Here is a 20,334-nt window from a genome sequence, read left to right on the forward strand (position 1 = left end):
TCGAGCACGTCGACACCTTTGCCGATTGCGACAGCAACGTCATGCTTTACGGCGAGACCGGTGCCGGCAAGGAGCGTATCGCCCGCCTGCTGCACGACAAGAACAGCGTTTACGGCAGGGGGCCGTTCGTTGCCGTCAACTGCGGGGCGATCCCCGATGGGCTGTTCGAATCGCAGTTCTTCGGCCACGCCAAGGGCGCGTTTACCGGTGCCATGTACGCGCATCGCGGCTATTTTGAGCAGGCCAACGGCGGCACGTTGTTCCTTGACGAGCTGGGCGACCTGCCGCTGTATCAGCAGGTGAAACTGCTGCGCGTGCTGGAAGACAGCGAATGCACGCGGCTGGGCTCCACCGTGCCGGTCAAGCTCGATTTCCGGCTGGTGGCGGCCACCAACAAGAACCTGCGCGAGATGGTGGCCACGGGCAAGTTTCGCGCCGACTTGTACTTCCGCCTGGCCGTGATCGAGCTGCGCATCCCCAATCTGGAGCAGCGCGGCCCTGACGACAAAGTGGCGCTGCTGCTGTCGTTCCTGCGCCATCTGCTGGACGACAAGATCTACGAGAGCATGCCGCCGGCGCCCGAGTGGGTGCGGGCGTCTGTCGGTCGGGCCTACTTTGCCGGCAACGTGCGCGAGCTACGCAACCTGGCCGAGCGCATCGGTATCACCCTGCGCCAGCTCGGCCGCTGGGACGAGGCGCGCATGCTGCCGCTGTTTGCCGGCCTGCAGCGCGACGCCTTCGAGCGCGAAGCCGGCAGCGGCCATGGCAATGGCAGCGCAGAGCGCGGCATCGAGAACGGAGAGGAGCGCCGTCGCATCCTGGCCGCGCTGGACGCCAACAACTGGCGCCGCCAGGACACCGCCGCCACGCTAGGCATCAGCCGCAAGGTGCTGTGGGAAAAGATGCGCAAATACCAGATTGCCGACGGCGAAGCCGAGTTGCGCGAGATGGAGTGACACAGAACAACACCCCACGACCCGGGGAGATTGTCTGCCCTGCCAACCAGGCGCCGGATCGCGTATAGTTTCCGGCTGCAGCAAGCAGAACGACAGGGTCGAAATGACAACTACAAAACGGTTCGGGATGGCAGAACGAGGGGTGTTTCTGAGGAGATTGGCCATCGTCACGGCAATGGCCGTCGTGGCGGGGGGGACTGCCTGCACATCGGCCGTGGCGCAAAGCCCGGCCGCGCCACCCACCGCCATCACGCCCATTGCAGCGGCCGCGCCGGTGCCGGCGCTGACGGCGACGGTCGGCCAGACCAGCGCGACAGCAGCCACCAGCACCACGTCCGCCACCAGCAGCGTCGCCCGCGCCGAAACCCCGGCCGCCAGCAGTACGGTGCTGGAGTTGCAGCGCCGCATGCAGGCGCACGAATTGTCCGAACTGCGCACCACCTACAACGGCGCATACGGTGCCAGCCTGCTGTTTGCCCAGAGCGACCTGACGTACTACGTGACGCTGTTCCAGCAAAAAGACCTCTGGCGCGTCATCAAGACCACCAACGAGGCGCATGCCGAGCGCCTTTACAGCGATTTCTCCCGCCAGACTCGGTCGATGGCTGACCTGGAGCTGCAGCGCATCCGCCTGGAAGCGCAGAAGGAGCGCGCCGAGCACCTGATCACTGCCCAGGAAGACAAGCTGCGCGGTCTGCAGACCGATCTCAGCATCCAGCGCCAGCAGCAGGCCCAGGCGACGGAGCGCCAGAAGGTCGCCCGCACCGAGGCCGACACGCTCGACACCGAGCGCCGCGCCGCCCGCACCCGCGTGGACGAGCTGCAACGTCAGATCCGCGCGCTGGAGGCGCAGGTCAACGCGCCGTTCAACAACCGGCACGGCCACTGAACGACATCTTCTGTTCTCAAGCAATCGGGCGGCCCACGGGTCGCCCGATGCGCTTTTTAGGGGGCGTTGTCTAAACGGATGCGATCCGTTTGATGCCTGCCTGAGCGCGGCGTACATTGGCGGACACCTCATCATCGCCGTCCCTGACCGCGCATGCGCTCTTCCCCCGAGCTTCCCGCCGATACCCCCACCGCGCCGGCGACGCCGATTCCCCAGCCCAAGGGCTTGCCGCTGGTCGGCAACCTGCTGCAGCTGCCCAAGGGGCGCCTGATGCAGGCCATCCTGGAAACCAGCCGGCAGTTCGACGACGGCATCTTCCAGCTCGACTTTGGCGGCCGCTGTGTCCCGTTTGTCTATTCCGCCGAACTGGCCGGCGAGCTGTGCGATGAAACGCGCTTTCGCAAGCTGATCGGACCGCCGCTGTCGTTCCTGCGCACGGGTGTCGGCGACGGCCTCTTCACCGCCCACCAGGATGAGCCCAACTGGGGCCGCGCCCACCGCATCCTGCTGCCGGCGTTCGGCCAGCGGGCCATGAAGGGCTACTTCGATGTGATGCTCGAAGTCGCCAACGCGCTGGCTGGCAAATGGACGCGCCAGGGCCCGGACGCCGACATCGTCGTCGCCGACGACATGACGCGGCTGACGCTCGACACCATCTCGCTGGCGGGTTTCGGCTATCGCTTCGATTCGTTCCAGTCCGCCCAGTTGCATCCGTTTCTGGAGGCGATGGTGGGCGTGCTGTCCGAAGCCATGGGCAAGCTCACACGCCTGCCGATTCAAGACCGCTTCATGCGCGAGCACCACCGCCGCTATGCCGAAGACGTCGCACGCATGCACGCGCTGGTGGACGAGGTGATCCGCGCGCGCCGGCAGACCGGGGATGACGGTGCCAGCGATTTGCTCGGCCTGATGCTCAACGCGCGCGACCCCGTGACCGACACGCCGCTGGACGACACCAACATCCGCTACCAGGTCATCACCTTCCTGATTGCCGGGCACGAGACCACCAGCGGCCTGCTGACCTTTGCGCTGTACATGCTGCTGCGCAACCCCGCCGTGCTGGCCCAGGCCTACGCCGAGGTGGACCGCGTATTGCCCGGCGATACCGTGCCGCGCTATGCGCACCTCGCCCAGTTGGACGTGATCGAGCGCGTGCTCAAGGAAACCCTGCGCCTGTGGCCGACCGCACCGAGCTTTGGCGTCGCGCCGTATGAAGACACGCGTATCGGCGGGCGCTATGCGATCCGAAAAGACCACCGCGTCGTCATCAACCTGCTGGCGTTGCACCGAGACCGCGCCGTCTGGGACCGCCCCGAAGTGTTCGACATCGATCGCTTCCTGCCCGAGAACGAAGCCCGCCTGCACCCGCACGCCTACAAACCGTTCGGCAACGGCGAGCGCGCCTGCATCGGCCGCCAGTTCGCGCTGACCGAAGCCAAACTCGCGCTGGCCGTGATCTTGCAGCGCTTCGCGTTGTCCGACCCCTATGACTACGCCTTCCACATCAAGGAAACGCTGACGCTCAAGCCGGACGGCTTTCGCTTGCGCGCTCGCCTGCGCACCGAGCGCGAGCGGCTCGTCGCTCCGGCCGCACCGCACGCCGACGTCGCCGTCTCCGCAAATGCACATGCCGAACTGGCCAGTGACGGCGAACCGATGACCGTGCTCTATGGCGGCAGCCTCGGCACCTGCCAGGACATCGCCGAGCAGATTGCCGCCACCGCCTCACGCGCGGGCTTCGCGGCCACGCTGGCGCCGCTCGACACGATTGCCGATGCGCTGCCGCAGGACGGTACGCTGGTGATCGTGGCGGCCACCTACAACGGCCGTGCGCCCGATAGCGCCCGCACGCTGGAGGCTCGGCTCGATGCGCAGGGCGGGGCGCCCCGCCGTGCACCGGGGGTGCGCTATGCCGTGCTCGGCTGCGGCAATTCACAGTGGCCGGCGTACCAGGGGTTTCCGAAGCGCGTTGAAGCGATGCTCGCATCGGCCGGCGCGCAAGCGATCGTGCCGCGCGGGGAGGCCGATGGCAACGGCGGTTTCGACGCAGCCGTGGATGCCTGGACGCGCGGCCTGTGGAGCGCTCTCGGCGCGCGTCAGCCGCAAATGGATGCGCTACCCGTCAGTGTCGCCTACCTGGCGCCGGATGCGGTCCGTGCGCCCACGCTGCCCGCCGCCGCGCGCGCCATGACCGTGCTGGCCAACGAAGAGCTCGTCGCTGATCCCGCCGGCCTGTGGGACTTCGCCCGCGAAGCCCCACGCGGGCCGACGCGTCACCTGAGCGTGCAGTTGCCGCCGGACGTCACCTACGCCACCGGCGATCACCTGGCCGTGTACCCGCGCAACGCGGCGGACCTTGTGCAGGCGACCATCACCCGGCTGAGCCTCGAAGGCGATGCGCTGGTCACGCTCACTGCGCGCCACGCCCACGTGCGACATCTGCCGCTGGGCCAAGCCGTGACCGTGCGGCAGCTGCTGAGCGATTTCGTCGAGCTGCAGGACACGGCCACCGTGCGCGACATCGCCGCGTTGCACGCCGCCACGCGTTGCCCCTTCACGCGCGGCCAGTTGGCGGCGTGGACCGACGGTGACGCAGCGGCTGAACGGTTCGATCAGGACATCCAGGTCAGCCACGTGAGCGTGCTCGACCTGCTGCTGCGCTTTCCGGCCATCGAGCTGACGCTGGAGGGCCTGCTGGCACGGCTGGGGCCGATGCGGCCGCGCTTCTATTCGATCTCGTCAGCGGCGCAGGTGTCACCGGGCGTGGCCACGTTGACGGTCGGTACCGTATCGGGCCCGGCGTGGTCGGGCAACGGCACCTATCGCGGCACGGCCTCGCATTACCTGATGGAGCTGCCGGCCGGCGCGGAGATCGCCGCTTCGGTGCGCACGCCCAACCCGCCGTTCGCGCCCACCACCGATGTGACCCGGCCGATGGCGCTGATCGGCGCGGGCACGGGCATCGCGCCGTTCCGTGGCTTCCTGGAAGCGCGCGCGGCACAGCAGGCGGCCGGCGAGCCGGTGGCGCCGTCACTGCTGCTGTTCGGTTGCCGCCATCCCGACCACGATTTCCTCTACCGCGACACGCTGCGCGCATGGGAGGCGGCGGGCGTGGTGCGTCTCTTCCCGGCGCATTCATGCGTGGAGGACCATCCGCACCGCTTTGTGCAGCATGCGTTGTGGGCCGCGCGCGACGCGGTGTGGGAAGCCTTCGACGCCGGCGCCACACTGTACGTTTGCGGTGACGGGCGCGCCATGGCGCCGGCCGTGCGCGACACGCTGATCCACATGCACCAGGCCCGTTACGGAAGCGACTTGGCCGACGCGTCGGACTGGCTGACGGCGCAGATGCAAGCTGGACGCTATCGGCAGGACGTCTTCAACTGAGGTGTTGCGCCGCCGCACTGCCGGGGTGGATTGGCTGTCGCGGGCGAGCAACATGTTACGATTCCCGCTCGGAGCGCCGCGCTTATGGCCTGGTGACGCATGGTTTGATGCGTCCGGCGTGGTGCCCCGCGAGGAGAAAAGACAATGTGCCGCCGAATCAAAGCGTCCTGGACGGCGATTCTGATGTTCACGCTGGTCGGTGCCGGCTATCTGTGGATGTACCGCTTCGAGCCCTTGCTTTCCGGCGAGGCCGGTAGCGACGTGTTCGTGTGGGACCGCTGGCGCCACCGCGTCTGCGCGCTGACCGACAGCGGTGCCGCCACCGAGCTGCGCTGCGACAACGCCATGGAAACCGACGGCGGCAGCAACAACACCAATTCCGACGTGTCCACACGCACGCGCATGCGCGACGCCGTGTATCGCAAGCTCAAGCTGTAATCCTGCCGCGCCCGGTTCACGGGCGCGTTTCCCAATGCGCTGTCTTCTGCCAGTCCTGCTGGCGGCTCACGCGTGTTCGCGGCGGCTGTCGGCCGGGGCTTCATCGCGCTCGTTCAGGCCATAGTCGCGCACCACGTGCGCAATCCGCAGGCGATAGTCAGCAAAGGCCGATTCGCGGCCGACGTGCTGCGCGCGGCGGTGCTGCTCCATGTTGCGCCAGGTCTTGACGGCCTCCTCGTCGCGGAAGAATGAGAGCGACAGCATCTTGTCCGGGTTGGTGATGCTCTGAAAGCGCTCGACCGAAATGAAGCCGTCGATCTGCTCCAGCTGCGGCTTGAGTTGCGCGGCGACGTTCAGGTACAGGTCACGCTTGCCCGGCGCGGGCACGACTTCAAAGATGACGGCGATCATTGCGGCTCCTGGGTTCATGCAGCGAAGACGGGGATACGTGCGTTCGGCGACGGCCGATAGTGCACTGTGCGCAGGCCAGCCAACCAGCGTGCGATGCCTGGCAGGCTCAGCAGATGCTGCACCGTTTCACGCGCGATGACCACTGCCAGGGTTTCGGCCGGGCAGCGGTGCGCGCCGGCACCGAAGGTCCATAGCTGGCACTCGGCGCGTGCGATATCGAAGCGCAGCGGGTCGGGGTTGGCGGCCGCGTCGACATTTGCCGCTGCCAGCAGCACGAGGATGCGCTCCCCCGCGCGCAGCCGCTGGCCGCACAGCACGGTGTCGGAACCCACGAAGCGACGCGTGTTCTGCACCGGCGCATCGAGGCGCAGGACCTCGCGCAGGAAGGGCTCGGTCGCCTCCGGATGCGCGCGCAACTCTTCGATCAGGGCGGGCTCTCGCGACAGCTTCACGATGGCATTGCCGAGCAGTCCGGCACAGGCGTCGTAGGTCTGCGCCAGCAGGCCGGCCAGGTTGGTGACGATGGCGTCGTCGGCATTGGCGGCAATTGGCGCGGTGCCGATGCGGGTGGTCAGGCGCGTCACGGCCGAGTCAGCCTGGGCGACGGTGTCGGGCCTTGCGACCGGCGACAGCGCAGCGAGATACGCGGCGATGTCGTGCTGGCAAGCCGCCGTATCGGCGTCATCCCCCAGCAGCGTGTGTGCCATCGTCGCCAGCGGCACGCGGAAGTGCGCGTCGGTAGCCAGCGCCGACTCGAGCGAGGCGGCATCGGGCAGGCTCACGTAGGCCTGGCGATGCGCGCGGGCGGCGAGGGCGGCGGCGTCCAACCGGCCGAGTGCGGCCATCACCGTGGCCTTGCGGGCATCGTGGTCGGGGCCGTCGATCTGGCGCACCAGGCGGCCAAAGAACGCGCCGGTGGGCGAGTCGGCAATGGGCTTGGGCACGGGCTCGCTTGCTGGGCGCACTGCGCAGGCGGCGCTGCCGAGCACAGCGTCGACGGCCTCGGCGCTGGCGGCGATCCACCAGCCGAGTTCAGCGTGGTAGTGGAAGGGCCGCGTGCGCGCGAGTTCGGTGTAGTAAGGCGTGGGATCGGCGTGCGTGATGGCCTGCAGCGGATCGGCGGGGAGGTCGAGGGCGATGTCCATGGCGTGTCCTGGGGTGGCGGTAGCGCGTAAGATGGCCCCCATTCTCAGGACGCGCGCTGCGCCTGTCACGCGCTAACAGTTTGGTCTCCATCGAACCATGACCGCATCCGCCCACACCGAGGCCACGCAGCCTGATATCAGCCGCGTGGCCGCCACCATTGGCGATCCGACGCGCATCCGCATGCTGTTGCTGCTGATGGAAGGCCGCTCGCTCACCGCCAAGGAGCTGGCCTATGGCGCCGGCGTGGAGCCCGCCACGGCCAGCGCGCACCTGCGGCGCCTGGAGGCGGACGCACTGGTCACGTCGCTCGCCAGCGGGCGCTACAAGTACTTCGGGCTGCGTTCACCGGCGGTGGCGGAGATGATCGAATCGCTGATGGTGGTGGCGCCGCCCAAGCCAGCCGACCCGCGCCGCTCGACCGTGCCCGAGAACCTGCGCGCCGCGCGCCTGTGCTACGACCACCTAGCCGGGCAACTGGGCACAGCGGTGTCGGCGCAACTGCTGGCGAGCGGCTGGATCGTGCCGCAGGGCGATTCGCATGCCGAGTACGACGTCACGCCCGCAGGCGAGGCGGCCTTCGCGGCCATCGGCGTGGATGTGCCGGCCTTGCGCAGCGGCCGCCGTCGCTTCGCCTATGGCTGCATGGACTGGAGTGAGCGCCGCCCGCATCTGGCTGGCGCATTGGGTGCGGCAGTGGCCGAGCGCTGTCTGGCGCTGGGCTGGTTGCAGCGGCAGAAGCATTCGCGGGCGCTGTCGCTGACGGAGGCCGGTCAGGCCGATCTGCAGGCATGGCTGGCGCGCGCGTGAGCGCAAACGCCCACCACGCAGCTCAACCGCGCGCGCCCTGCGCCGCCACGTAATCCCGCTGGAAGGCGCACATGCGCAGCGCGTTGTGATACGCGCCGTTGCTGAAGAACTCCTCGATCAATTCGCCTTCGCGCTGGAAGCCGCATTTCTCGTAGATGTGGATCGCTTTCTCGTTCTTCACGTCGACGACGAGATACAGCTTGTGCAGGTTCAGCACCATGAAGGCGTAGTCGAGGGCCAGGCGCGTGGCGGTGGACGCATAGCCGCGGCCCTGCCAGCCGGGCGCGATGATGATCTGGAACTCGCCGCGCCGGTGGATGGTGTTCAGCTCCATCAGCTCGACCAGGCCGACCGCCTCGCCGGCGTTGTTCTCGCAGATGAAGCGGCGCTCGCGCTGGTCGTGCACGTGGCGGTCGTAGAGCTGCGACAGCTCGGTGAAGGTCTCGTACGGCTCTTCGAACCAGTAGCGCATGATCTTCGCATCGTTGTTCAGCTCGTGCACGAAGCGCAGGTCGTCGCGCTCGAGCGGGCGCAGGGAAAGGTCGCGGGCTTTTTCAACCACCATGGTGTTGTCCTCGTCGGGGCTTGGCGTGGCGGCTAGCGTAGCGCGTTTGCCTTACAGCTTGTACCGCACCCCCAGCAGCGCCGTGCGCGGCGCGCCCGGCATGTTGTAGTTCTCGGCGCCGCCATGGCCCGAGACATAGTAGGCGCGGTTGAACAGGTTCTGCAGGTTCAGCGTCACGTCCACATGCTTGCTGCGGTAGCCGGCGCCGAGGTCGACGGTCATGTAGCCGGGCAGGGTGGTCACGTTGTACTGCGAGGCAAAGCGCGCACCTTCCGCGCGGATGCCGCCCGCCACGTAGAAGCCCTCCGGCAGATCGTGCTTGATCCACAGCGAGCCGCTATGGCGCGGCGTGAGCGACGGCTGATTGCCGTTGACCGTCACGCCGCCGCTCTTGTCGAGCGGGTTGGTCAGCACGCCGTTCAGGTAGGCGTAGCTGGCGATCACGGACCACGTCTTCACCACCTCGCCGCTGAACGACAGCTCCAGCCCGCGCGTGCGCTGCGTGCCGATGGGCACCGCCAACAGCGTAGCCGGGTCGACGCCGGTCAGGTTGGTCTGCTTCATGTCGAACAGCGCGGCCGTCACGCTGGCGTTGGCCGACACGTCCACCTTGGCGCCCACCTCGTAGTTGGTGGTCGATTGCGGCGCTAGCGCGCTGCTGTTGGGGTAGGCGCTGAAGCTGTCGGCCACCGGCTGGAACGAGCGGCTGTACGACGCATACAGCGAGACCGGCTCCGCCGGGTGATACACCACGCCAAAGCGCGGGCTGACCGGTGTGTCGGTGCGCGCGTAGTCCTGGTGCTTGGGCGTGAGATCGGTGCGGCTTTGCTTGAGGGCCTCATAGCGCAGGCCGGCCAGCACCGTCCATTGCGGCGAGAACTGCATCAGGTCCTGCGCGTACACCGCGTAGGTTTCGTTGTGCGTGAGGCCGTAGTTGCTGGGCGTCGCGTTGCCCGGCACCGTCGGCAGCACGATCGGCACCGGGTTGAACAGGCCGTAGTTGAAGTTCTGCGACAGGCCCGAGACGCGGTCGCTCTTGTCCTGGTAGCCCAGCTCGACGCCGTACAGCAGCGTGTGCTGGATGCCAAAGGTTGTTGCCTTCTGCGTCAGTTCGTTCTGCCACAGCGTGCCGCGGTCGGTGCGGTTGCGCTGGTTGACGTTGAGCGTGACGGTCGGCACCGGCCCGTCGTTGACGCTCTTGACGGTGATGTAGTTGTTGCGGCCGAGCGAGTACTCGTAGTTGCGCACCGCGCTGTGGAACGACCACTGATCATTGAAGCGGTGGTCGAACATGCCGGTCACGCTCTTGACCGTGGTCTCGATGTTGCCGTCAGCGGCGTTGGCCGAACCGTAGAAGGTCTCGCGCGGCACGTCGACGGGGCGGCCGTGGTATGACGGCACGCCCTGGTCGGCAATGCGGCGGTCGTGCAGGTAGTCGAACTGCACCGTCAGCTTGCTGTCCGGCGACAGGTTGAACAGGAACGACGGAGAAATCGCCTGGCGGCGCAGGAAGTATTCGTTGCGGAAACCGCCGGAGTCTTCCACCGCGCCGGTCAGGCGGGCGCGCACGGCGTCATCGTTGATGGAGGTGTTGAGGTCGAAGTCCGCGCGCTTCTGCCCCTCGGTGCCGACCAGCACGCCCACCTCGGCCAGCGGCGTGGCCAGCGGCTTCTTGGTGACGCGGTTGATGATGCCGCCCGACGAGCCGCGCCCGTACAGCACCGCCGCCGGGCCCTTCAGCACTTCGACGCGCTCGACGTTGGAGAGGTCTCGGTAGTACAGCGAATCGTCGCGCAGGCCATCGACGTACTGGTCGTTGATCGCGGAGAAGCCGCGGATGGTCACCTGGTCGCGCTGTGCATCGCCCAGCGAGGCCGATACGCCTGGCACGTTGCGCAGCGTATCGCCCAACGACAGCGCGCCCTGGTCCTGGATCACCGCGCGCGGCACCACATTGACGGACTGCGGGATCTCACGCAGCGGCGCGGCAATCTTGGTGGCTGTGGTGGCGACCGGTGCTTCGTAGCTGCCGTTGTTGCGCGTGCCTCGGGCGGTGGCGGCGGGCAGGGTGCCGGCCTCGACCGCCTGCGGCGTATCGTCGGCCAGCGCTGCCCGAGCGAAGGGGGCGAAAGGCAAGGTTCCAAGGACGGCCAGCGACAGGCACAGGCGTTTCGGCTGCATGAGAGATCCCGTAAAGTGAACAAGCCCGTTGGCGGGCAGGGCGCCGTCCCGGTGGGTGAGCGCCTTCAATTTGTGAAGGCGCAGATAATAATGAGAACAATTCCTATTTACAAGAGAGATAAGCCATGCTTTTGACGGGGAATAACGTTTGCTGGGGTTCGCAACGGCAACTTTCACCGGAAGATGCGCAACTCCACGGCACCAAGTTGCGTGGGATACGTCTTACCCGCTCGCTTCCTCCACTTCTCTGATATGTCACTTTCAGCACATCCGCCGGCTGGTCTCCGTGTTGCCCTGGTGGGTTACGGATATGCCGGCAAGCTGTTCCACGCCGCGCTGATTGCCGCCACGCCCGGGTTGCGCCTGCATGTGGTGGGCTCCAATCGCCCGGAGGCCGTCCGCGCGGATTGGCCCGAGGCGCTGGTCTGCGCGCCGGACGCGGCGGCCACACATGCGCAAGCCGATCTGGTCGTGATCGCGGCGCCGAATGACCAGCACGCGCCGTTGGCCGAGGCGGCGTTGCGTGCGGGCAAGCACGTGGTGGTCGACAAGCCGTTCACCGTCACGCTGGCGGAGGCGCGGCACCTGGCGCGTGTGGCGCGGGAGACGGGGCGGCTGCTGTCGGTGTTCCAGAACCGCCGCTGGGACAGCGATTTCCTCGCCCTGCGCGCTGCGCTGGCCGGTGGCGCCATCGGCGAGGCGATGCACGTCGAAGCGCATTTCGACCGCTATCGCCCCCAGGTGCGCGCACGCTGGCGCGAGCAAGCGGGGCAAGGCACCGGCATCTGGTATGACCTCGGCCCGCACCTCGTCGACCAAGCCCTGCTGCTGCTCGGTCTGCCCGACGCGGTGAGCGCATCGTTCGCCCGCCAGCGCGCGGGCGCGGAGACACCGGACTGGGCCCACGTCGTCCTGCACCACGGCGAGCGCCGCGCCATCCTGCACGCCAGCATGCTGGTCGCGGGCGGCGCGCCGCGCTGGATCGTGCACGGCGCGCGCGGTTCCTTCGTCAAGCGGCGGATGGATCAGCAGGAGGCCCAACTGCTGGCGGGCATGGCGCCGGGCGCGGCCGGCTGGGGCGTCGACGACGATCCGGCTCGGCTCATCGACGGTGCCTCCTTCAAGACCACCGAAGTGGCCGCGCCCATGGGCGACCAGCGTGCCTACTACGCCGCCGTGCGCGATGCCATCCGTGGGCAGCGGCCGAACCCGGTCACGCCGGCCGAGGCGGTGGCTGTGATGGCCGTGCTGGAAGCCGCGCAGCAGTCTGTCCAGACCGGCCGCACTGGGGCACCCGACCTGACCGATGCCGAGCGCGCCGATTGGGCGGCAGCCCGCCTGTCCGCCACGTCGGAGGCCGTCTCTTGAACGGCGTGGTCAACCTGCTGCTGGTCGCGGGCGCCTTGCTGGCGGTCGTGGCGCTGATCCAGACGCTGGCCGCCCGACTGACATTGCCCGAGTCGACGCTGCTGGCGCTCGCCGGCATCGGCATCGGCGGCGCTTACGTCGGCTTGCGGACCACCGCGCCGCACATGGCCGCGGTCTTCTTCGCGCCGCTGATTGATCCGAGCTGGCCGGCCGAGGCGTACTTGTGGCTGTTCCTGCCGCCGCTGCTGTTCCAGGCAGCGCTGTCGGTGGATGTGCGCAGCATGGCGCCCGACGCGGCGCCGATCCTGATGCTGGCCATCGTGGCGGTAGTGGTCGCCACCGGTGTGATCGGGCTGGCCGCGGCCGCCGTCACGCCGTTCGGCATCGTCACGTGCCTGCTGCTGGGCGCAATGATTGCCACCACCGATCCGTCGGCGGTGATTGCCGTGTTTCGTGACGTGGGGGCGCCGGCCCGGCTGATCCGGCTGGTGGAGGGTGAGGCGCTGCTCAACGACGCGGCGGCCATCGCCATCCTGGGCGTGTTGCTGGCGATGCTGACCGGACACGGTGCGGAGGCAACCCTCGGCGGCGGCCTGCGCGAGCTGGCGCGGGCGTTTGGCGGTGGCGTGGTGTTCGGGCTGATCGCCGGGCGCATCGCCGCATTCCTGCTGCCGGCGCTGCGCGGCATCGCCCAGGCCGAGGCCGCGTGGACGCTCGCGCTGCCGTATCCGCTGTATCTGGTGGCGGAGAACGTGCTGGACGTGTCGGGCGTGGTGGCGGTGGTGTGCGCGGGGCTGGTGGTCGGCGCGCTGGGGCGCACGCGCCTGACGCCGCGCAATTGGCAGCACCTGCAGCTGCTGTGGGCGCAGATCGCCGCGCTGGCCGGCGCGGTGGTGTTCTTGCTGGCGGCGGTGCGCGTGCCGGAGCTGCTGCACGGCGTAGTCTGGCAGGACGTGATCTGGCTGGCGGTGGTGGTGGCGGCGGCGATGGCGGCGCGCCTTGCCGTGCTGTTCGGGCTGCTGCCGGCACTGGCGTGGTTCAAGCTGTCGGCGCCGGTCAGCCATGCCTACAAGCTGGCGATTGCATGGGGCGGCCTGCGCGGCGCCGTCACGCTGGTGCTGGCGCTGGGCGTGGCGGAGAACCACGCCGTGCACCCGGCCGCGCGCCATTTCGTCACCATTCTCGCCACGGGCTTTGTGCTGGTGAGCGTGCTGTTCAACGGCGCGACGCTGCGCTGGGTGATGCGCTGGCTCGGGCTCGACCAGCTCTCGCCGCAGGAGCAGGCGCTGCAGCGGCAGGCGCTCAATCTGTCGACCGAGGAGGTGGAATCGATCATGCGTCGCATCGGCGGGCACTTCCACTTTGCGGCGGGTGCCACCGATCAGGCGGCCGCCGCGTATCGTCAGGAGGTGGCCACGGGCGCGGCCGAGCTGAACCTCGAAGAGGCGTTCTCCGAGCGCGATCGCCTGACCACCGGCCTGGTGGCGCTGGCCACGCGCGAGCGCGAGCTGATTCCGGAATACGGCAACGGGCTGATCTCGATCCGCAATCTCGACGCGATGATGCGCAATACGGCCGACATGATCGACGCCGCGCGTGCTGAAGGCCGGCTGGGCTATCGCCGCGCCGCGCGGCACATCCTGGACGTATCGCTGGGGTATCGCGTGGCGTTCTGGGTCCACCGCGTGCTGCATGTCAACCAACCGCTGGCAGCAGCCCTGGCCGATCGCTTTGAGCTGTTGATCTGTCGCCAGACGGTGCTGGAACGGCTGCGCGCTTACAACCGTGCGTCACTGCAACCCGTGCTGGGCGAACGCATGGCCGATGTGCTGGACGGCATGCTGGTGGCGCGCGTCGAGATCGCCGAGGAGGCGCTGGCCGCGATGCGTACGCAGTTCGGCGACTACACCGCCGCGTTGGAAAAACGCCTGCTGCTGCTGTTCGCGCTCACCATCGGCCAGAACAAGATCGACACCATGCTGGCGGAGACCGTGATCTCCAAGGAGGTCTACAAGCAGATCCGCACGGTGAACCGCCGTGCGTGGCAAGCGGCGTTGCCGCGCCCGCCGCTGCAGGCTTCGCTGCGGGAACAGGCGCGGGTGGGGACGCAGTAGCGGGCAAAAGAAGGGCCGCTCCGGTGACCATCAGAGCGGCCTTCTTTGTTGCGTGCGGAGTGCCAGGCCAAGCGGCGCGGCAGGCTATAGACGCTTGCCCTTGCGCTGCTCACCCACCTTGCGGTGGATGTCGTGCGTGGCGAAGCCGGATTCGTCATCCGGCATCGCCAGCCAGTCCGGATGCGATAGCGATTCGCGGATGTCCGTCAGGCCCGAGCCCCAGTGATCAAGCATGGTGGACGGTCCGAACTGGATGTCCTTGCCCGGCCCCTCGTGCTCCTTGGCTGCGTAGATCAGGTGGATGATGTTGTAGCGCTTGTTGCAGGCCAGCTCCTGCGCGTGCTTGTACCACGAGGTGCGCTTGAACTCGTCGGCCGGCAGGTGATCGAGCATCTGCCGGACCAGCCGGCGAGTCGATTGCGAACGCTCCATCCAGTCCGTGATGATGCGTGTGCGGCTGGAATACTGCAGATCCTTCTGGCGGCTGGCCACGCCGATCATGGTGTCGGGCACCGGCCCCAGGGCACTCCACAGGTCCACCTGGAACACCAGCGTGTCGCGGCGCGGCGAGGACCCGAGCACGTACGACAGCGGCGTGTTGGAGACTACGCCACCGTCCCAGTAGTACTCGCCGTCGATCAGCACGGGCGGAAAGCCCGGCGGCAGCGCACCCGAGGCCATGAAGTGCTCGGCGCGCAAGCGGCGCTCGGTGTTGTCGAAGCATTCCAGGTTGCCGGTGCGCACGTTGACCGCGCCCACCGACACGCGGATGCCGCCGTCGTTGATGCGATCGAAATCGCACAGGCGCTCCAGCGTCGCCTTGAGTGGCGTGGTGTCGTAGTAGCTGGCGTCGAGCGGGTCGACCTCGTTGGCCGGCAGCGGCGTTGGCCAGCGTGGCGAGAAGAAACCCCGTTGGCCCTCCATGATGGTGTCGGTCGCCTGCAGGGCGGTCAGCCATTTGCGCATATGGGCGTTGCCGTTGAACCAGACGTTCTCCAGCAGGTCTGGCAGCGGCGGCGAGAAGCTCGGCTGGCAGATGGTCTGCCAGAACTCGCGCAGCTTCGCCTGCCGATGCTCGGGCGCGTTGCCGGCAATGATGGCCGTGTTCAGCGCGCCGATCGAAATGCCCGCGATCCAGTTCGGCGCGATGCCGGCCTCGTCCAGCCCCTGGAACACACCGGCCTGGTACGAGCCCAGCGCGCCGCCGCCTTGCAGCACCAGCGCGATGTTTTCGTAGGGCGGCAACGCGATGCGTGGGGGCGTCGCCCCCGAGGCGTCCGCTGCGTCAGGCGATTGCGCCGGGCCGGACTGCCTGCTGGCAGCCACGCGTAGTTTGGGTGCGGGCATGTCTTCTCCAGACTCCTAGATGTGGGTTATTGCATGAACCAGCCGTGGCTGACCACGAACGACTGGCCGGTCAGCGCGGCGCTCGGGAAGGCGGCCAGGAAGCGCACCGTCTCGGCCACGTCTTCCACGGTGGTGAACACGCCGTCGACGGTGGCGCTCAGCATCACCTTCTTCACGACTTCCTCTTCGCTGATGCCGAGTTCCTTGGCCTGCTCCGGGATCTGCTTGTCGACCAGCGGCGTACGCACGTAGCCCGGGCACACCACGTGCGAACGCACGTTATGCGCGGCGCCTTCCTTGGCCAGCACCTTGTTCAGGCCCAGCAGTGCATGCTTGGCCGCCACGTAGGCCGACTTGAGCGGCGAGCCCTCGTGCGAGTGCACCGAGCCCATGTAGATCACCACGCCGCCGCGGTTGTCCTTGTACATGTGGCGCACGGCCGCGCGCGTGGTCAGGAAGGCGCCGTCCACGTGGATGGCCTGCATCTTCTTCCAGTCGGCAAACGAGTAGTTCTCGATCGGGTTGACGATCTGGATGCCCGCGTTCGAGACGAGGATGTCGACCGAGCCGAGTTCTTCGGCCACGGCGTCGATGCCCATGTCGACCGCTTTCTCGTCGGTCACATCCATGCGCAGGCCAATGGCTTTGCCGCCGGCATCGTTGATCTCCTTGGCGACGGCTTTGGCGCCATCTTCATTCAGATCAACGATGGCGATGGCTGCGCCAGATGCGGCGAGCGTGAGGGCGATCTGCTTGCCGATGCCGCTGGCGGCACCCGTGACGACGGCGACTTTTCCTTTCAGTTCAGACATGCTGTGTGCTCCGTGAGGGTTGGGGAGGGAGGTGTTGTTTGGCGAATTACTTGGCGAGATAGTCATAGACCACCTCACCCATGCCGAGGGTCAGGTCCGCGATGATGTGCCTGGCTTCGACAATCTCCAGCACCGGCAGTTCGGCCACTGGAGCCAGCGCGTGATGCGCAAGTTCCAGCGAGGCCGGTCCGGTCCAGGCGCCCTTCATGTCGACGTCGATCATGTAGTTGCGCGACAGCTCGCAGATGCGCGCGGTCTTGCCATCCACGTGCGGGATGATCTTGAGCAGGAAGTTGGGCAGCTCCAGGCGGCGCTTCTGCTCGGCGATGTCCAGCTCGCGGTGCTTGTAGCCCATGGTGCCGGTGGCCACGCGCACCGGGCCGTAGTCGAGCGTGCCGATCAGGGTGTCCTTGTCGGTTTCCAGCTTGGGCGAGGCGAGCTTCTTGGGGAAGCCCCACATCTCGCGGCCGCCGGCCAGGGGCGGGTGATCGTCCAGGTACATCGCCAGCGTGTAGGTGCCGGGCTTGCCTTCATAGGTGACGGGGATCACCTGGCCGCTCTCGGTGTAGTCGCCAAAGCCGGTGGAATCGGCCATGCGGATGAACTCGTAGGCGACCAGCGGCTGCGGCACTTCCAACGGCTCGGGCACCATGGCGCGCAGTTTTTCCGCGTCGGTGCGGTAGGTGATGATGAAGAACTCGCGGTTGATGAAGCGGTACGGGCCGGGCGGGTAGGCGGGGCTCGTCAGCGGCATGGCAAAGGCTTTCTCGCGAACGGTCTTGATATCCATGGCACTCCTTGTGCGTTGGGGGGATGAGGGAGTCGAAACGGCGCGAAACAACGAGGAACAACCGGAAATCAGTAGAACTTGACGGCAGGCTTGGCCGCTCGCGATACCGTGTCGGCCACGATGGCCGCCAGCATGCGCGGCCAGCCGACCAGCGTGGCCTGGTGCAACCGATACAGCGACGCGTACATGCCCTTGGCGACGGCGCCGTCCACCGCGTGGTCGCGCCCGTGCTTGAACGCCGAGGCGAGGCTGCCCACCGCGCGCGCCTTGCCCAATGAGACCAACGTGCCCCGATCACGATAGATGAAGGGCAGGGGTGCTGCACCGCTCAGCACGCGCGGCAGAGACTGCGCCAGCACGATGGCCTGCTGCCGCGCTGCCTGCGCGGTGGACGGGACAGGATTGCCGTTGGCGTCGGTGCAGGCCGCGCAGTCGCCCAGCAGGAAGATGTGCGGGTCGTCGGGGCTGCGCAGCGTGGCATCGGCGGGCCACTGACCGCGTTTGCCCGTCGGCAGCGCTTGCGCGAGGCCAGTCGTCGCGCCTTTGATGCCGGAGGCCCAGACCTTGATATCCGCATCGAGATGGTCGCCGTTGTCGAACACCAGGGCATGCTGACGGGCTTCTGTGACACGACGCCCCAACACGACGCGCACGCCGCGTTGTTCGAGCACCGCGGCCGCACGCTCCGACATGCGCTGCGTGCCGGTGGCGAGCAGGCGGTCGGCTGCGTCGATTACCGTCACATCCAGGCGTGTGTCGACGCGCTTGGCGCCATAGCGGCGCAACTCGCCGATCACGTGTTCGATCTCGGCGGCCAGTTCCACGCCGGTTGCGCCGCCGCCGACGATGGCCACCGACAGCCGCTCCAGCGTGCCCAGTTCGACCGCCAATGCCCGTGACATCAGCGTGCGGTTGAGCGCCTCGGCATCGGCGGCATCGTTGAGCATGTGGCAGAACTGCGCCACGCCTGGCGTACCGAAATCGTTGGTGATGCTGCCGAGTGCCAGCACGAGCAGGTCGTAGCCGAGGGTGCGTTCACCGCAAACCTGGGCGCCGTCCGGCCCGTGCAGCGATGCCAGCGTGAGCGTGCGCTGTGCGCGGTCCAGGGCGGTGACCTCGCCGGGTTCGTAGCGATAGTGGTGGCGCTGGCTGTGCGCGGCGTAGTTCAGGCCGTCGTCGACCTGCGTGCCGGTGGCGACCTCGTGCAGTTGCGGCTTCCAGACATGGGTGGCGCGGCGTTCGACCAGCACCACCTGGGCGCGGCCGGTGCGGCCGACGGTGCGGCCCAGCCGGCTGACCAATTCCAGCCCGCCGGCGCCGCCGCCAACCACCACGATGCGTGGCGCGCTGGCCGATGTCGCGAGGGCGTTTGAGACTTGCTGCATGACGCTTCCCGATTGATTGCGTAGGCAACCATCCTATCGAGAAGTGTCATGCTCCGTGCGAATCTGCAACGTTAGTTAACGGGGGCAATGGATTGTTGTGCGGGCTTGCGTTCCGGCACGCTCAGCCGTGCGCGAGGAAGTCCCAGAGCGCCGGTTCAGCGGAGTAGGCGACGTTGAAGCGCAGCCACGGGCTGGCCTCGTCGTGCGGCCGGAAGTACTGCCCGGGCGCGAGCCAGATGTTGTGCCGGATGGCGCGGTCGGCCAGGGCAGACGCATCCGGATGCTCCGGCAAGCGGGCCCAGAGGAAGAGGCCGCGCCCAGGCGTGTCGAACAGCACGGCGCCGTGTTCGCGCATGATTGCTTCGGCACAGGCATGCGCCTCGCCCAGCCGTGCAACCAGACGCGCCACGTGCTCCGCATAGACCGGGCGCGTGACGAAGGCATGCACGATGCGCTCGGTGATCTCCGACGAGGTGAGCGCGACGGCCATCTTGGTGCGCGTCAGCTCGCGCGTGATGGCGGCATCGGCCACCACATAGCCCGCGCGCAGGGAAGGCGAGATGGTCTTGGAAAAGCCGCTCACGTACAGCGTGCGGCGCAGGCCGTCGAGCGCGGCCAGCATCGGCGCGGCGGGGTCGGCCAGCTCGCGGTTCAGGTCGTCTTCGACGATCCAGAGGCCGTGCTGCTCGGCCAGTTGCAGCACGCGGTAGGCGTTCTGCGCGGTCATCGAGCTGCTGGTCGGGTTCTGCAAGACGGAGGCGAGGAAGAGGGCGCGCGGGCGGTCAGCTTCATCGGCGCGCAGGATGGCGTCCAGCGCGGCCGTGTCGAGCCCTTCCGGCGTGCGCGGCACGCCCACCACGCGCAGGCCCGCCAGCTTGAGCACCTGGAGCACGTTGCAGTACGCGGGGTCTTCCACGGCGATCACGTCACCGGCCTTGAACAGCGTGCGCACGATCAGGTCCAGCGCCTGGGTGGCGCCGCTGGTCAGCAGCACCTGCGAGCGCTCGACCGGCAGCCCGCGCAGCGTGAGCGATTGCGCCACGTACTCGCCCAGCGGCGCATAGCCCCATGGGTGGCCATAGCCCGCCACACGCAGTGCCGAAACGCGGCTCACCGCGCGCATCGCCTCCTGCACGCCGCGTTCGTCCAGCCAGTCGTTGGGCAGCCAGCCGCAGCCGGGCTTGACGGCGATCGAGCGGTCGGCAAACACGTCGGACAGCAGCCACGCGGCGTTCAGCGTGGGCGGCTCCCAGCGCGGCGCGACCGGTGCCGGTTGTACAGGTGCACGCGCCGCCACCAGGTAGCCGGAACGCGGCCGCGCCACGATTGTGCCTAGCGCCGCCAGCCGCGTGTAGGCCTCGGCCACCGTGAAGGTGCTGATGTCGTGCGCCTGGGCCAGCTTGCGCACCGAGGGCAGGCGCGTGCCGGGCGGCAGGCTGTGGTTGTCCACGGCGGCACGAATGCCTTGGACTATCTGATCGACCAACGTACGCTGGGGATGGTGGGGATCGAGCTGGAGTTGCATGGTGCGATGCGACATGAAGACGGCAGGCGTGACCTATACAGTTTCTTATAGATCGGCCATCTGTGCATGTCCGCGTGAGACGTGACTCTGTACAGTTTGCTCGTACCGCTTGTCCGCTAGCCCCGCTTTTTTCGGAGACGCCGATGAAACCCGCACCGCACCCGCTGGAAACCACCGATCTGTCCTACTTCTGGATGCCGTTCACGGCCAACC

At 67.7% G+C, this 20,334-nt stretch carries 16 protein-coding genes; 7 read left to right on the top strand and 9 right to left on the bottom strand.

What is annotated here, in order from left to right; translation table 11 throughout:
• From QZ609_RS13135 to QZ609_RS13150, 4 genes are all read left to right on the top strand, one after another.
• On the top strand, positions 1–956 hold a 956-nt coding region (locus QZ609_RS13135), incomplete at its 5' end, for a sigma 54-interacting transcriptional regulator (protein ID WP_295495305.1).
• Positions 957–1,083: 127 nt separating this feature from the next.
• The gene (locus QZ609_RS13140; RefSeq protein WP_295495308.1) at positions 1,084–1,845 is read left to right on the top strand and encodes a DUF2968 domain-containing protein; all 762 of its coding nucleotides are present in this window, start codon (positions 1,084–1,086) and stop codon (positions 1,843–1,845) included.
• 153 nt (positions 1,846–1,998) lie between these two features.
• Positions 1,999–5,232 carry a cytochrome P450 gene (locus QZ609_RS13145; RefSeq protein ID WP_295495310.1) on the top strand — a complete coding sequence of 1,078 codons (3,234 nt, stop codon included), beginning with the start codon at positions 1,999–2,001 and terminating at the stop codon, positions 5,230–5,232.
• A 144-nt stretch (positions 5,233–5,376) separates the two neighbouring features.
• Positions 5,377–5,670 carry a hypothetical protein gene (locus QZ609_RS13150; RefSeq protein ID WP_295495312.1) on the top strand — a complete coding sequence of 98 codons (294 nt, stop codon included), beginning with the start codon at positions 5,377–5,379 and terminating at the stop codon, positions 5,668–5,670.
• A 66-nt stretch (positions 5,671–5,736) separates the two neighbouring features.
• Here the strand turns inward: QZ609_RS13150 and QZ609_RS13155 are convergent, their stop codons facing one another.
• Positions 5,737–6,081: an antibiotic biosynthesis monooxygenase gene (locus tag QZ609_RS13155; RefSeq protein ID WP_295495314.1), complete on the bottom strand. Its 345-nt coding sequence runs from the start codon at positions 6,079–6,081 to the stop codon at positions 5,737–5,739.
• Positions 6,082–6,095: 14 nt separating this feature from the next.
• Positions 6,096–7,226: a cytochrome P450 gene (locus QZ609_RS13160; protein WP_295495317.1), complete on the bottom strand. Its 1,131-nt coding sequence runs from the start codon at positions 7,224–7,226 to the stop codon at positions 6,096–6,098.
• 97 nt (positions 7,227–7,323) lie between these two features.
• On the opposite strand from QZ609_RS13160, the gene QZ609_RS13165 reads away from it, so the two are divergent.
• Positions 7,324–8,034, top strand: coding sequence for a winged helix-turn-helix domain-containing protein (locus tag QZ609_RS13165; RefSeq protein ID WP_295495320.1), 711 nt, complete (start codon positions 7,324–7,326; stop codon positions 8,032–8,034).
• 22 nt (positions 8,035–8,056) lie between these two features.
• On the opposite strand, the gene speG is transcribed toward QZ609_RS13165, so the two are convergent.
• Entirely contained in the window at positions 8,057–8,599 is a 543-nt protein-coding gene (gene speG / locus QZ609_RS13170; protein ID WP_295495324.1) for a spermidine N1-acetyltransferase, read from the bottom strand.
• Positions 8,600–8,650: 51 nt separating this feature from the next.
• Positions 8,651–10,780: a TonB-dependent siderophore receptor gene (locus QZ609_RS13175; RefSeq protein ID WP_295495327.1), complete on the bottom strand. Its 2,130-nt coding sequence runs from the start codon at positions 10,778–10,780 to the stop codon at positions 8,651–8,653.
• Positions 10,781–11,032: 252 nt separating this feature from the next.
• Between QZ609_RS13175 and QZ609_RS13180 the strand changes: the two genes are divergently transcribed.
• Together QZ609_RS13180 and QZ609_RS13185 are read left to right on the top strand one after the other, a co-directional pair.
• Positions 11,033–12,148 carry an oxidoreductase gene (locus QZ609_RS13180; protein ID WP_295495330.1) on the top strand — a complete coding sequence of 372 codons (1,116 nt, stop codon included), beginning with the start codon at positions 11,033–11,035 and terminating at the stop codon, positions 12,146–12,148.
• On the top strand, positions 12,145–14,262 hold the full coding sequence (locus QZ609_RS13185) for a sodium:proton antiporter (protein WP_295495333.1): 2,118 nt from the start codon (positions 12,145–12,147) through the stop codon (positions 14,260–14,262). Before QZ609_RS13180 ends, QZ609_RS13185 begins: the two co-directional genes overlap by 4 nt.
• Positions 14,263–14,346: 84 nt before the next feature.
• Here QZ609_RS13185 and QZ609_RS13190 read toward each other — a convergent pair whose 3' ends face one another.
• From QZ609_RS13190 to QZ609_RS13210, 5 genes are all read right to left on the bottom strand, one after another.
• Complete coding sequence (locus QZ609_RS13190; protein ID WP_295495336.1) at positions 14,347–15,609, bottom strand: patatin-like phospholipase family protein; 1,263 nt, start codon at positions 15,607–15,609, stop codon at positions 14,347–14,349.
• 26 nt (positions 15,610–15,635) lie between these two features.
• On the bottom strand, positions 15,636–16,421 hold the full coding sequence (locus tag QZ609_RS13195; RefSeq protein ID WP_295495339.1) for a 3-hydroxybutyrate dehydrogenase: 786 nt from the start codon (positions 16,419–16,421) through the stop codon (positions 15,636–15,638).
• Between the two features lie 46 nt (positions 16,422–16,467).
• Entirely contained in the window at positions 16,468–17,211 is a 744-nt protein-coding gene (locus tag QZ609_RS13200) for an acetoacetate decarboxylase (protein WP_295495341.1), read from the bottom strand.
• 68 nt (positions 17,212–17,279) lie between these two features.
• On the bottom strand, positions 17,280–18,596 hold the full coding sequence (locus QZ609_RS13205) for an FAD-dependent oxidoreductase (protein ID WP_295495343.1): 1,317 nt from the start codon (positions 18,594–18,596) through the stop codon (positions 17,280–17,282).
• A gap of 121 nt (positions 18,597–18,717) precedes the next feature.
• Positions 18,718–20,121: a PLP-dependent aminotransferase family protein gene (locus tag QZ609_RS13210; protein ID WP_295495345.1), complete on the bottom strand. Its 1,404-nt coding sequence runs from the start codon at positions 20,119–20,121 to the stop codon at positions 18,718–18,720.
• Between the last annotated feature and the right edge of the window lie 213 nt (positions 20,122–20,334).

Origin of the sequence: uncultured Ralstonia sp. (genome assembly GCA_913056305.1) — a bacterium.
Lineage (GTDB): Bacteria > Pseudomonadota > Gammaproteobacteria > Burkholderiales > Burkholderiaceae > Ralstonia.